Source organism: Streptomyces sp. NPDC058985 (assembly GCF_042740985.1).
Taxonomy (GTDB): Bacteria; Actinomycetota; Actinomycetes; order Streptomycetales; family Streptomycetaceae; genus Streptomyces.
In genome coordinates this window covers 43,900-57,311 of sequence record NZ_JBHYJX010000052.1, presented here as the reverse complement: position 1 = coordinate 57,311, position 13,412 = coordinate 43,900, and the positions used below count along the sequence as shown (strand labels likewise).

8 protein-coding genes are annotated in these 13,412 nt (G+C 73.7%); 6 read left to right on the top strand and 2 right to left on the bottom strand.

The window, feature by feature from the left end; all coding sequences use genetic code 11:
• The 3 genes from ACFW01_RS32670 to ACFW01_RS32660 form a co-directional block, all read left to right on the top strand.
• On the top strand, positions 1–2,082 hold a 2,082-nt coding region (locus ACFW01_RS32670; RefSeq protein ID WP_384509706.1), incomplete at its 5' end, for an ALF repeat-containing protein.
• Between the two features lie 67 nt (positions 2,083–2,149).
• Positions 2,150–4,093, top strand: a complete 1,944-nt coding sequence (locus ACFW01_RS32665) for a DNA/RNA non-specific endonuclease (RefSeq protein WP_384509704.1) — start codon at positions 2,150–2,152, stop codon at positions 4,091–4,093.
• A gap of 30 nt (positions 4,094–4,123) precedes the next feature.
• Entirely contained in the window at positions 4,124–5,140 is a 1,017-nt protein-coding gene (locus ACFW01_RS32660; RefSeq protein ID WP_384509701.1) for a hypothetical protein, read from the top strand.
• Between the two features lie 6 nt (positions 5,141–5,146).
• Here ACFW01_RS32660 and lbuL read toward each other — a convergent pair whose 3' ends face one another.
• Positions 5,147–6,763 carry a linear/branched/unsaturated fatty acid:CoA ligase LbuL gene (gene lbuL, locus ACFW01_RS32655; protein ID WP_384509698.1) on the bottom strand — a complete coding sequence of 539 codons (1,617 nt, stop codon included), beginning with the start codon at positions 6,761–6,763 and terminating at the stop codon, positions 5,147–5,149.
• Positions 6,760–8,430, bottom strand: coding sequence for an AMP-binding protein (locus ACFW01_RS32650; protein ID WP_384509695.1), 1,671 nt, complete (start codon positions 8,428–8,430; stop codon positions 6,760–6,762). The genes lbuL and ACFW01_RS32650 overlap by 4 nt, the downstream gene beginning before the upstream one ends.
• A gap of 124 nt (positions 8,431–8,554) precedes the next feature.
• Between ACFW01_RS32650 and ACFW01_RS32645 the strand changes: the two genes are divergently transcribed.
• The 3 genes from ACFW01_RS32645 to ACFW01_RS32635 all read left to right on the top strand — a co-directional run bounded on the left by ACFW01_RS32645 (position 8,555) and on the right by ACFW01_RS32635 (position 13,352).
• On the top strand, positions 8,555–9,391 hold the full coding sequence (locus ACFW01_RS32645; protein ID WP_234960983.1) for a helix-turn-helix transcriptional regulator: 837 nt from the start codon (positions 8,555–8,557) through the stop codon (positions 9,389–9,391).
• Positions 9,392–9,484: 93 nt separating this feature from the next.
• Positions 9,485–12,370, top strand: a complete 2,886-nt coding sequence (locus ACFW01_RS32640; RefSeq protein ID WP_234960982.1) for a LuxR family transcriptional regulator — start codon at positions 9,485–9,487, stop codon at positions 12,368–12,370.
• A 199-nt stretch (positions 12,371–12,569) separates the two neighbouring features.
• Positions 12,570–13,352 carry a serine protease gene (locus tag ACFW01_RS32635; protein WP_234960981.1) on the top strand — a complete coding sequence of 261 codons (783 nt, stop codon included), beginning with the start codon at positions 12,570–12,572 and terminating at the stop codon, positions 13,350–13,352.
• Positions 13,353–13,412 lie beyond the last annotated feature (60 nt).

The following is a 13,412-nucleotide window of genomic DNA, read 5'->3' as shown; positions in this document are numbered from 1 at the left end:
GGCGCCGCCCAGTCCGAGGCGGCCGAGGCCAAGCGCCAGGCCGCCATCGCGACGACCGCCGCCAACCGCGCCACCAACGCCGCCTCCACGGCCCAGGCCCTCGCCAACACCGCGGCCGGCGCGGCCCGCAAGGCCCGGGACGCCGCCAACTCCGCCGCCGACCACGCCGAGAAGGCGGCGGCCGCCGCCGAGGAGGCGGTGAAGTTCGCCGGTCAGGCCATCGACTACGCGAACAGGTCCACCGCGCACGCGGCGGCGGCCGTGAAGGCGGCCGACACCGCCACCAAGACCGTCGAGGAAGCCATGGCGGTGGAGACGGCGGCACGGGAGGCGGAACTGGCCCGACTGGAGCAGGACCGGCTCCAGGGCATGGACGAGGCCCGTCTGCTCGCCGAGATCGAGGCGGAGGAACAGGCCGAGTACGAGGACAGGCGCAGCCAGGAGGCCCAGACCGCCGCGGCCCTCAAGGAGCTGATCGCCGCGGCCGAGAAGGCGCTGTGGGAGACCGGTGACCTGGTGCTCGCGGCCACGCTCGGACGCAAGGCGGCCACCGGGCTGCTGGAGGCGAAGGGCGCGTGGACGCGGGAGGCGGCCCAGCACGCGCTGGCCGGGACCGACGACGACCTCCTGTCCTGGGTCGACCTCGACCGGAATCTCGCCCAGAACCAGGACGACCGCGAGACCGTCCTCTACGTCGCCCAGATATCCAGTCCCGCCATCGCGGAGGCGGCGCAGGCCGCACTGGCGAGCGGCGAGGCCGCGGCGGTGGGCGACTTCCTGACCTCCGGGATGATCCGGGCCTCGCAGGACGACAACAGCGTCCAGATCGCCCGGATCATCAACGAGAAGCCGGGCAAGGCGGTCATCAAGGCCGCCAACGACGCGCTGGACAAGAACACCCCCGAGGCGCTCCAGGACTTCTTCGAGCGGACCTACCCCGAGGCGATCCGCGAGGACGACGCGGTGGAGACCGCCACCTCGGTGGCGAACGGGGGCGAGTACGTCAAGTCGTACGGCGAGGTCGCCCTCGAGGGTCCCACCTGGATGCGCCGCAACTTCGTCCAGGTCGTGCGGCACCAGGCGGCCCAGCTCGACCACGACTCGGCCACCCACGTCGCGGCGGTGCGCGGGGCGATCGCGGCCGCGGCGAAGATCGCCTACACGGCGCAGCAGAACGCCGCGCTGGCCTCCAAGGCCGCCGCCGAAGCCCGGCAGGCCGCGGCCGAGGCGAAGGAGTGGGCCGACAAGGCCCTGGACGCCGCGAGCAAGGCGGACGGCTACGCCGATCAGGCCCGGGAGAACGCCGACGCCGCGGACCGCTCGGCGGCGGACGCGCGGGCCTCCGCGAACCAGGCCAAGTCGGCGGCGTCGACCGCGCGGGGTGCCGCCAGGTCGGCGAACTACTCCGCCAACAAGGCCGTGGACGCGGCCCGTTCGGCGCTCCAGTCCTCCTACAGTGCCCAGGCGTCGGCGGCCAGTGCCCGCCAGTCCGCCCTGGAGGCCGGCCGGGACAAGGCCACGGCGGCCGCGGCGGCCAGCGAGGCCCGCAGCATCGCCGTCCAGAAGCGCCGGGCCGAGATCGCCCAGAAGGCCAAGGAGGCCGCCGAGAAGGCGGAGCGGGAGCGCGAGGAGGGCAGGGACCCGGCCGACAACGGCACCAACGACGAGGTCCACCCCAACGGCACCGGCTCCGGCTCCGGTTCCGAGGAGGACTGGTGGTCGGACGCCGGCTGGTGGGCCGACGCCGCCAACAAGGTCAGTATCGCGTCCGGATTCATCGCCGCCGGTCTGGGGCTGGCCAGCCTGGCCTTTCCGCCGCTGGCGGCCGGAGCGGCCTTCTTCGGCTACGTGTCCCTCGGGGCCGGAGCGCTCGGCGCCCTGTTCACCGGCATCGAACACGGCTTCACCAGCGGCGAGTTCGTCGGAGCCCTGGGCGGCACCGCACTGAACCTGGCCACCTTCGGCCGGGGCAAGCTCGTGACCACCGGCATCAAGAAGGTGGCCCCCGTGGTCAACAAGGTCGCCGAAGAGGGCAAGGAGCTCGTCTCCTCCATCACCAGCGGACTGTCGTCCATCTTCTGACCGCCCGCGGGCCGGGCACGCCGGCCCGCACCGGGCAGTACGTCACACTCGAAAGGGCAGTCCCACCATGAGACTCTCGTCTCGAATACCGCGCTCCCGGCGCGTGATCCTCTCCCTGCTGGCCGTCCTGGCCATGGGTGCCACCACCACGGCGATGGCCCCGGCGCAGGAGACGCCCGGGGCAGCACCGCAGGCGTCCCGCCAGGCCGACCGGGCCAACCCGGCCGACGTGTCCGTGCCCACGAAGACCAGGCCGGTCGAGGTGATCCCCGGGGAGCGCTGCGAGCCCACCGCCGCCGGCTCCCGCGAGCGCCGGGCCGGCGCCGTGCAGGCCTGCGTCAGCACGACCGCCGCACCGGTGAAGGCGGCGGGGCGGCAGAGCCTCGCCGCGCAGCCCCGGGCCTCGGCCCCCGCGGACCCGGCCACGTGCACGATCACCTCCCTCGGGACGTGGAAGTTCAACCGCTTCGGCTACTGCGTGAACGGCCTGACCGTGCTGTACGTGCTCAAGGACAGCAACGGGAAGCAGATCGGCACCGGCACGCTGAGCGTGACGACCAGTGCCCTCCTGCCCGCCGAGGGCACGTCGTGGGAAGAGCACGTGACCGTGACCATGACCGGCGCGACCGGGGCCGTCACGTCGCTGGAGGCGAGGTTCAGGTCCGCCTGCTCGGCCGGCTGCAAGGCCACCAAGACGGCCCCCTGGTACAAGGGCACCCTGATCAAGGGAGACTCCCGCACCGGCCGTGTGGCCTACTCCTCCACCCCGGCCGCCGGTACCGCGGTCGAGTTCACGACGTCGTACCAGCTGTTCGTGACCTCTCCCGGCGCCCAGATCACGGACCCGAGCGCCTCCTGGAGCAACCCGGAGCAGATCCGCTGCGACGACGACGTCCGGGACACCGCGTCCGCCGGCACGCCCGGCCCCGGCTGTGTGGTGCCGAGCATCATGCCCGTGGTCGGCATCGACGCCACCGCGGGCGCCGCGGCGGTCGGATACCAGTGGGCCCAGCAGAACGCGGGCGGATGGGGGCGCGACAAGCCACTGACCCGTGCGAAGAACGGCATCGCCGACCGCACCGGTCGCACCTGCGGGGGGTCCGAGCCCTTCCAGGCCATGCCGGACGTCGTCGCGAACGACAGCTGCGGCATGTTCCCCTTCGCGGCCACCCATGAAGGCGGAACCGACGGCGCCCTGTGTACCGAGATCGTCCTCAAGGACACCGGCGGGGGCTGGGCCGTCCAGCAAGTGGGGGACGCCGGCTCCGGCAAGTCCTGCGTGCGCGCCCACGTCCCCGCCGCGGACAAGCAGTCCGCCGAGAACCAGCTCTCCGACGGCTTCGTGAGCCAGCGGGTCGTGGAGGCGGAGCCGTTCAAGGTGGAGATCACCGGCTCGACCGCCCAGCCGCAGGGAGCCTGCCTGCGGACGCAGCCGAACGGGACGCTGCGGGCCGGCGACGGCTGGATCAGGAACACCACCGAAGCGGTCCCCCAGGTGAACAAGACCACCACCCCGAACGGGCCCGGTACCCGCGCCGCCGTGGCGCAGGCCTGCCTGGGCAAGAACCTCGACGAGGGCAGCGACGCGTCCGGTGACATCACCGGCTGGCAGGACGCGCAGCTGTACCGCGACACCCACTCGCCGAACACCGGGCTCGCCCGGTGCCACCTGATCCCCAACATCCTCGGCGGCAAGGGCCAGGTGCTGGACGGCGGACAGGACAACCTCGTGCCCTGCTGGCAGTACGGCATGAACACCGGCACACCCAGCATGCGGACCTTCGAACAGGCGGCGCAGAAGCTGGTGAAGGAGGACCCCAACTTCAAGGCGACGGACGCGCTCTTCTACCAGGTGACGCCCGAGTACAAGGACGCCACGAGCACGATCCCCGTGGGGGTCACGATGACGGCTACAGTGCAGCGGGCGGACGGAACGTCCCAGCCGCTGTTCCCCGAGGTGTACGTCACGAACACCAAGGGCAACACGGGGACGCTGAACCTCGGGAACTGAACCCGGCCGACCATGCCATCGGGAGCCAGTATGAGTCGTACCACCCCACCGCGGCCGTTCGACGTGACCGCGCTCTTCCCTCAACTGGCCCCGCTGGCCCGCACGGCGACCCGGCTGCATCCTCGGGCCGGGTCCCCGTCGCGGCACGACAGTTCGGTCGGCGGGCCGCTGCTGTGGCCCGCCGGCGAGCCGTGGCCGTACTGCGACGGCCCGCACGAGTGGGACGGGGTGAACGAGCCCACGTCACCGGAGGACGTGCGGGTGCAGCGGCGCATCAGCGAGGCCGCGGCGTCCGGGTACACGCCGGAGGAGCGGGCGGTCCTCGACCGGATCAGCGCCGGCCGCCCGTGGCCCGAGGGACCGGTCGCCATGCTGCCGGTGGCGCAGCTGTACGTGCGCGACGTCCCCCTGCTGCGCCCGCCCGGACGGGCCGACGCCGATCTGCTCCAGGTCCTGTGGTGTCCCTTCGACCACCCGTCCCACCCCAGGACCGCGCTGTACTGGCGGTCCGCGGCCGAGGTCACCGATGTCCTCGGCTCGCCTCCGGAGCCGCCCGCGGTCCAGTCCTCCGACTACGTGCCCCAGCCGTGCCTGCTCGCACCCGAGGAGGTCACCGAGTACCCCCATTTCCTGGAGCTGGACAAGGAGTCGCAGGGGCGGCTGGCAGACTGGAGCAGGTGGGAGGCGGCCACAGACGCCGTGGACAGCGCCTACTCCGTGGCGCCGCAGGAGTTCTACATCAACCAGCTGTCCGTCTCCCCCGGCTGGAAGGCCGGCGGCTGGTCCCGCTGGGGCGTCACCGAACCCGTGCCCCGGACCTGCTCCGCCTGCGGCACCGGCATGGACCCGCTGCTGACCATCGCCTCGACCGAATGGAACAAGGGCACCCGGAGCTGGGCCCCCAAGGGGGACCGGGCCCGCGACCCGCTTCCCCCCGGTGTTCCTCCGGCGAACTACACCCGGGTCGTCGTCGCCGGCGGCTACGCCCTGCAACTCCACGTCTGCCCGGTGTCCGCGGACCACCCGCACCTGGAGCTGGTCCAGTAGTCCCGCTCAGGCGGGCTTCCCGTACCGCTCCCGCAGCTCCACCTTGCGCACCTTCCCCGACACGGTCATGGGGAAGGAGTCCAGGAGCTGGAGGCGGCTGGGCACCTTGTAGTGGGCCAACTGCCCGTCGCAGTACGCGCGCAGTTCCTCCAGGGTGAGCGGGTCGGCGGCGTCGCGCGGGACGACACAGGCGAGGACCTCCTCGCCGTAGCGCTCGTGGGGTACGCCGACCACCTGGACGTCCGCGATCTTCGGGTGGGCGTAGAGGAACTCCTCGACCTCGCGCGGGTAGATGTTCTCGCCACCCCGGATGATCATGTCCTTGATGCGGCCGACGATCTCCACGTACCCGTCCTCGCGCATCACGGCGAGGTCCCCGGTGTGCATCCAGCGGCCCGCGTCGATGGCCTCGGCGGTCTTCTCGGGCTCGTCCCAGTAGCCGAGCATCACGCTGTAGCCGCGGGTGCGCAGTTCTCCGGCGTCGCCGCGCGGCACGGTCACTCCGGTCACCGGGTCGACGACCTTCACCTCGATGTGCGGAAGGACCCGGCCGACGGTGCCGGTGCGGTGTTCGAGGTCGTCGTCCATGCGGGTCTGGAGGGAGACCGGGGAGGTCTCGGTCATGCCGTAGCAGATGGAGACCTGCTCCATGTGCATCTCGGCGACCACCCGTTTCATCACCTCGACCGGGCAGGGCGAGCCCGCCATGATGCCGGTGCGCAGGGAGGTGAGGTCGTAGGAGGCGAAGTCGGGGAGGTTCAGCTCCGCGATGAACATCGTCGGGACGCCGTACAGGGACGTGCACCTCTCCCGCTGCACCGCCTCCAGCGTGGCGGCCGGTTCGAAGGACGGGCCGGGGATGACGATGCACGCGCCGTGCGAGGTGGCGCCCAGATTCCCCATTACCATGCCGAAACAGTGATAAAAGGGCACCGGCAGACAGACCCGGTCCTGCTCCGTGTAGCCGACCGTGCGGCCCACCCAGTAGCCGTTGTTGAGGATGTTGTGGTGGGAGAGGGTGGCGCCCTTGGGGAAGCCGGTGGTGCCGGAGGTGTACTGGATGTTGACCGGGTCGTCGCAGCTCAGCCCCGCGGCGATCGCGTCGAGGCGGTCCCGCGGCACCCGCGCGGCGCCCTCGCTCAGCGCGTCCCAGGAGGGGTCGCCGATGTAGACGGTCTCGCGCAGCGCGGGGCACCGGCCGCGGACCTGCTCCACGATCGCCCGGTAGTCGCTGCCCTTGTGGGCGAGGGACGCGACGAGGACGGTGATGCCCGACTGCTGGAGGACGTACTCCAGCTCGTGTGCCCGGTAGGCCGGGTTGACGTTCACCATGACGGCGCCGATGCGGGCGGTGGCGTACTGGACGAGGACCCACTCCGGGCAGTTGACCGCCCAGATGCCGACCCGGTCGCCCTGGGTGACACCCTTCGCCAGCAGTCCGCGCGCCACCTCGTCGACGGCGGCGCCGAACTCGGCGTAGGTCCACCGGCGTCCGGACGGTACGTCGACCAGGGCGTCACGGTCCGGGTGGGCGGCGACCGCCCGGTCGAGGCTGGCGCCGATGGTGTCGCCGAGCAGGGGGGTGGTGCTGGTGCCGTGGGCGTACGACAGGGGTGGGGTCACCGGAAGTCCTCCTCGCGGTACTCGTTCGCGGAACCGGCCGCGGTGGCCTCGCGCAGCTCGATGCGGCGGATCTTGCCGGAGACGGTCTTGGGCAGCTCGCCGAACTCCAGGCGGCGCAGGCGCTTGTAGGGGGCGAGGACTTCGCGGGAGTGCTCGAACAGCACCTTCGCGGTGTCCGGTCCCGGCTCCCAGCCCGCCGCCAGGACGACGTACGCCTTCGGTACGGCGAGGCGCAGCGCGTCCGGGGCGGGCACGACCGCCGCCTCGGCGACCGCCTCGTGCTCCAGCAGGGCGCTCTCCAGCTCGAACGGGGAGATCTTGTAGTCGGAGGCCTTGAAGACGTCGTCGCTGCGTCCGACGTAGGTCAGGTAACCGTCGGCGTCCCGGGAGCCGATGTCGCCGGTGCGGTAGTAGCCGCCGGCCATCGCCTCCGCCGTGCGGTCGGGGTCGCCGTGGTAGCCGGTCATCAGGCCGACGGGGTGCGCGGACAGGTCCAGGGCGATCTCGCCCTCGTCGGCGCCGGGGGCACCGGTCACCGGGTCGAGGAGTTCGACGCGGTAGCCGGGGCTGGGGCGGCCCATGGAACCCGTCTTCAGCACCTGTCCGGGGCTGTTGGAGACCTGGACGGCGGTCTCGGTCTGGCCGAAGCCGTCCCGGACGGTCACGCCCCAGGCCTCGCGGACCTGTTCGATCACCTCGGGATTGAGCGGCTCACCGGCGGCGACGACCTCGCGCGGGCGGTGGGCGAGCTGGGTGAGGTCGGCCTGGATGAGCATGCGCCACACGGTCGGCGGGGCGCAGAAGGTGGTCACCCCGGCCCGGTCCATCTCGGCCATCAGGCGGGCCGCGTCGAACCGCGTGTAGTTGTACAGGAAGACGGTCGCCTCGGCGTTCCAGGGCGCGAACAGGTTCGACCAGGCGTGCTTGGCCCAGCCGGGCGAGGAGATGTTCAGGTGGACGTCGCCGCGCCGCAGCCCGATCCAGTACATGGTCGCCAGGTGGCCGACCGGGTACGACACGTGGGTGTGCTCGACCAGCTTGGGGCGGGCGGTGGTGCCCGAGGTGAAGTACAGCATCAGCGGGTCGTCGGCGGCGGTGGGGCCGTCCGGGGTGAAACCGGCGCCGGCGGTGTGCACGTCCGCGTAGGGCAGCCAGCCGGGTGCCGTGCCGCCGACGGCGACGCGTGTGTAGTCGCCGGGCACGTCGTCGAACTTGCCGGCGTCCCCGGCGCGGACGATCACGTGCCGCACCTTGCCGCGGTCGACGCGGTCGCGCAGGTCGGCGGGGCCGAGCAGCGGGGTGGCCGGGATGACGACGGCGCGGAGCTTCATCGCGGCGAGCGCGGTCTCCCAGAGTTCGGTCTGGTTGCCGAGCATGACGAGGATGCGGTCCTCGGCACGCACCCCCCACTCCCGCAGCCGGTTGGCGACCCGGTCGGAGCGGGCGGACATCTCGGCGAAGGAGACCCGGACCTCGGAGCCGTCCTCCTCGACGATGTGCAGCGCGGTGCGCTCGTTGCCGTCGGCGATGACGTCGAACCAGTCCAGCGCCCAGTTGAAGTCCCGGGGGCGGGGCCAGGTGAAGCCCTCGTAGGCGGCGGTGTAGTCCTCGCGGTGCTCCAGCAGGAAGTCCCGCGCGCTGCGGAACAGCTCCGTGGCCGTCGTCATCTGTCCTCCTTCGTGCCGGACCTTGCCGGGCGGCTCTCTGCCATCGTGTAATCCGTGATGCAGGTCTCACTACCCCCGAACGGGGGTGGGCGCCCCGGGACGGGTGTGAGGGAGGGCGGAACGGGTGGCGGTGGAGCCGGGGGACGGAGGAGAGATCCGGGGTGCGCTGGTGCGGCTGCGGCGGGCGACCGGGCTGCCGGTCGCCTTCGGCGGGCTGGTGGAGGCGGGCCGGCGGCAGGTGCGCATCAGCGAGCTGAGCGGCACGGCGACGGCCGCGCTCAGCGCCCTCGCGGTGACCTCGGGCAACGGTCTCGGCGGCCGGGCGGTGGCGCTGTCGCGGCCCTGCGCGGTGACGGACTACTCCGTCTCCGCGCAGATCAGCCACGAGTACGACCGGCCCGTCGCGGCCGAGGGGCTGCGCTCGGTGCTGGCGGTCCCGGTGGTGGTACGGCGCCGGGTGCGCGGTGTGCTGTACGGCGCCCTGCGCACCGCTCAGCCGCTGGGCGACCGCACCCTGGGAGCGGCCGTGGCGGCGGCCCGGGACGTGGAGCAGGCGCTGGTGCTGCGGGACGAGACGGACGAGCTGCTGGCGGCGGCCCGGCCCGGCCCGGGGCACGACCCGGCGGACGCGGCGGGCTGGGAGCAGGTACGGGAGGCGCACGCGGCGCTGCGGGCGCTGGCGCCCCGGATCGCGGACCCCGCGCTGCGCGAGGAGCTGCTGCGCGCCTGCGGCCTGCTGGCGCCCGGGGGCGAGCCTGGACCGGGACCCCGGCCCGCCCCGCGCGAGGTGGACGTGCTGGCCTGCGTGGCCGCGGGCGCGACGAACGTCGAGGCCGCGGAGCGGCTCGGGCTGGGCGCGGAGACCGTGAAGAGCTACCTGCGCTCGGCGATGCGCAAGCTGGGCGCCCGCACCCGCACCGAGGCGGTCGCCCGGGCCCGCCGGACGGGATGGCTGCCGTAGGGTGCGGGGCGGCCCGGGGATGTCCCGCCGTTCTTCGATTTCCGTGCCCGCCGGTTTGTTGTCCGCCTCACCTCCTCGTCCCTCCTTCATCCGATGGCCCGTTGCCTAACATTGGCCCGGACACGACACTCGGAGGGAGCGGTCACCGTGCCACGGGACTTCGCGGAGTCTGCCGGATGCCGCTCCGACCTGGTCATCGGGCGGGAGGAGTCATTCGGCGCGGCACGTGAGCAACTGGCCCGGGGCGGCAGTGTGCTGCTGCACGGGCCCGCCGGAATCGGAAAGTCGACCGTCCTGCGCACCCTGGCCGCGGAATACGCCCGCTCCTCGCACACCGTGTTGCGCTGCTCGGCCACGGAGTCCGAATCGCATCTCCCCTTCCTCGCCCTGGCCGACCTCCTGGGTCTGGTCCTGGACGACGTGTCCCGGACGCTGCCCGCCGCGCAGCGCACCGCGCTGGAGTCGGCGCTCACCGGCCGCGGCGAATCGACGCTCCAGCGCGACGGCCTGGCGCTGCGGCTGGCGGTGCTGTCCGCCCTGCGCGCCCTCGCCGCCGCGGGCCCCGTCCTCGTCGTCGCCGACGACCTCCAGTGGCTGGATCCGGCCAGCGCGGAACTCCTCGGTTTCGCCGCCCGGCGCCTGGGCGAGACCCCGGTGCGGCTGCTGTGCGCGGTGCGGACCGAGGGGCCCGAGACGGAGGACGCCGAGTACGACCGCCATCTGCGCGCCTCCCCGCCGGACACCCGCGCGGTCCGCCTCGGCCCGCTGACCCGCGCCCAGGTCGCGACGCTGCTCGGCGAACGCGGCTACGCGGGCCTGCACCGGGCCACGGTCCGCGACATCCACCGCACCAGCGGCGGCAATCCGCTCTTCGCCCTGGAACTGGGCCGGGCGCTGGCCGAGAGCCCCGCGGCACCCCGGCCCGGCGAACCGCTGCCGGTGCCGACCTCGCTGCGCGCCCTGGTCCTCTCCCGCCTGGAGATGCTGTCGGACGAGGCCCGCCGCACCCTGCTGGTGGCCAGCGCCGGCGCCCGCCCGACGCCGGCCCTGCTGCGCGCGGCCGGCCGGGAGAACGCCGAGGCCGAGACGGCCCAGGCGGCGGCGCTGGGACTGCTGGCGACCGACCCGGAGGGTCCGACCGTACGGTTCGCGCATCCGCTGATCTCGGCCGCGCTGTACGCCGAGGCCCCGGCGCCCGAGCGGCGGGCCGCGCACGCCGCGCTGTCCACGGCCGCCTCCGACCCGATCGAGCGCGCCCGGCACCTCGCCCTGGCCACCACCGGCACCGACCCGGAGGTGGCGGCGCGGCTGGCGGAGGCGGCCTCGCTGGCCCGGGACCGCGGGGCTCCGTCGGTGGCCGCCTCGCTCGGCCTGCTCGCCGCCCGGCACACCCCGGCGGACAGCGCACCGGGACCGGACGAACGCCGGGTGGCGGCCGCCGAGGACGCGATCACGGCGGGCGAGCAGGATCTCGCCCGGGACATCGCCCGCGAGGTGCTGACCCGGGCCACCGCCCCCGCCGACCGGGTCCGCGCCTGGATGGTGGTGATCGAGGCCGCCGGGCAGGCCATCGGCGAGGTCGACGCCGTCTTCCCGCAGGCCCTGGCCGACGCGGGCGACGACCCGCGGCTGCTCGCCCAGGTCCACTACCAGCTGGCCTGGCGCTCCCTGGTGGTGCAGGGCGACTTCGCCCAGGGCCGGGAGGAGGCCGCGCACGCCGCCCGGCTGGCGGCGCGGGGCGCCGACCGGCGCACCGAACTGCTCGCGCTGGCGTTCCAGGCCCAGTGCGAGACGCTGATGGGGCATCCGGACGCCCCGGCGACCATCGGACGGGCGCTGGCCGAGCCGCAGGACCCGCGGGTGGCGTGCCACCACAATGGGGCCGGGTCGTCCCGGTTCCGGTGGCTGGTGATGAGCGACCGGCTGGCCGAGGCGCGGGCCACCGTCACCACGCTGCTGCGTGAGGTGCGCCGCCGCGGCATGGCCGAGAGCGAGGTCCACTATCTGCGCTTCCTGGCCGAGACCGAGCTGCACTCCGGGCACTGCGGCCGGGCCCTGGAACTGGCGCGGGAGAGCCTGACGCTGGCCCGGGACGCGGGCATCGGCGAGGGTGCCGGCGCGATGCAGGCCGCGCTCGCCGAGGCCGCGGGCGGCGACCCGGACCGGGCCCTGGAGCTGGCGCGGGAGGCGGTGCGGCGGGCGGAGGAGGACGGCGACGCCGTGTACCTGTCGCGGGCGCTGGCCGCGCTCGGCCACGCGAACCTGGTGGCGGGCGACGCGGGGGCGGCCGTGCGGGCCCTGCGCCGGGTGCGGGAGCTGGAGGCCGGGGCGGGCATCACCGACCCGGCGCGCGGACGGTGGCAGGGCGATCTGGCGGAGGCTCTGGTGCGGACCGGCGAGCCGGCCGAGGCGATGGACGTCATCGAGGTCAGCCGCGCGCACGCGCTGCGGCTCGGGCGGGGCGGCGTGCTCGCCGTGCTGGACCGGGCGGAGGCCCTGGTGCGCGCGGGCCGGGGCGAACACCGGGCGGCCGTCGCGCGGTTGACGTCGGCGCGGGAGCGGCTGGCCGGTCTTGGGTACGGCCTGGAGGAGGCGCGGACGGCCTTCGCGCTGGCCGGACTGCACGCCGGACGGCCGGGCCGGGCGCCGGGGGCGGCGTCGTACGACGAAGCGACGCGGCTGTTCCGGCGCTGCCGGGCGCTGCCCTGGCTGGAGCGGGTGGAGGCGGCCGCCGCGGCGCGGTCGGCGGGACCGTCCCCGGCACCGGCCGCCACACCGGACGGTCTCGCGGGGCTGGCCGCGATGGAGCGTCAGGTGGCCGCGCTGGTCATGGAGGGCGCGACGAACCGGGAGATCGCCGCCCGGCTCTTCGTCAGCGTCAAGACCGTCGAGGCGACCCTGACCCGGGTCTACCGCAAGCTCGGGATCCGGTCCCGGGTCGACCTCGTCCGGCTGGCGGCGGGCGGGCGAACGGACTGAGAACGGCGGGGGTTTACCGGCCGCGCACCGAGGGTTTTCCCTGCCCGCCTCCCCTAGGGGGTTCCCTCATTGGGGTGCCCCGACCGCCGGTTCTAGCGTGAACACGTGCCGCTCGCCCGGGCATACGGGGGTCTGTCCCGAGACCCCCGTGCACCCCCCAAGCCCGTGCGACCCCCCACCGGCAACCTTGAGGAGACTCATGTTCGGGCTCATCCGCGCCAGATCGGCAGCCGCCGTCCTGGCCACCGCAGGCGCAGCCGCGCTGCTCGCCGCCCCCTCCGCCGTCGCCGCGCCGCAGCCGATCGTCGGCGGCACCACCACCACGACGGGCGCGTATCCGTTCGTCATGCAGGTCACCGACGCCTCCGAGAACCAGTTCTGCGGCGGCACCCTCGTCTCACCCACCAAGGTCGTCACCGCCGCGCACTGCATGGCCGGCGAGAGCGCGCGCAGCGTCCGCGTGGTCGGCGGACGCACGTACCTCAACGGCTCGAACGGCACGGTCGCCCGGGTCAGCCGGATCTGGGTGCACCCGGACTACACCGACGCCACCAACGGCGACGACGTGGCGGTGCTGACGCTGGCTTCGTCGATGCCGTACAAGCCGGCGAAGTACGTCTCCTCCTCGGACACCTCGGTCTACGCGGCCGGCAACGAGGCCCGGGTGCTCGGCTGGGGCACCACCCGGGAGAACGGCAGTTCCTCCAACCAGCTGCGGACCGCGACCGTGCCGGTCGTCTCCGACTCGGACTGCGGCGGCTCGTACGGCTCCGACTTCGTCGCGAGCGACATGGTGTGCGCCGGGCTGCCGTCCGGCGGCGTGGACACCTGCCAGGGCGACAGCGGCGGACCCCTGGTCATCGGGGGCGTCCTGGCAGGGGTCACCTCCTGGGGCGAGGGCTGCGCGAGGGCCGGCTATCCGGGGGTCTACTCCCGGCTGACCACGTTCTCGGACCAGGTGACCGCGCAGGTCACCTCGTAGCCCCGCCCCGGCAGGTCTCCTGATCTCCTGAGTACTCCTCAGGTGCAAGCCAGGGGGCGT

What these genes read in the sequence shown, in the direction of transcription:
- ACFW01_RS32650 (WP_384509695.1), bottom strand. Translation starts at nt 8,430, where the DNA reads ATGACGACGGCCACGGAGCTGTTCCGCAGCGCGCGGGACTTCCTGCTG.
- ACFW01_RS32635 (WP_234960981.1), top strand. Translation starts at nt 12,570, where the DNA reads ATGTTCGGGCTCATCCGCGCCAGATCGGCAGCCGCCGTCCTGGCCACC.
- ACFW01_RS32665 (WP_384509704.1), top strand. Translation starts at nt 2,150, where the DNA reads ATGAGACTCTCGTCTCGAATACCGCGCTCCCGGCGCGTGATCCTCTCC.
- ACFW01_RS32660 (WP_384509701.1), top strand. Translation starts at nt 4,124, where the DNA reads ATGAGTCGTACCACCCCACCGCGGCCGTTCGACGTGACCGCGCTCTTC.
- ACFW01_RS32640 (WP_234960982.1), top strand. Translation starts at nt 9,485, where the DNA reads ATGGCCCGTTGCCTAACATTGGCCCGGACACGACACTCGGAGGGAGCG.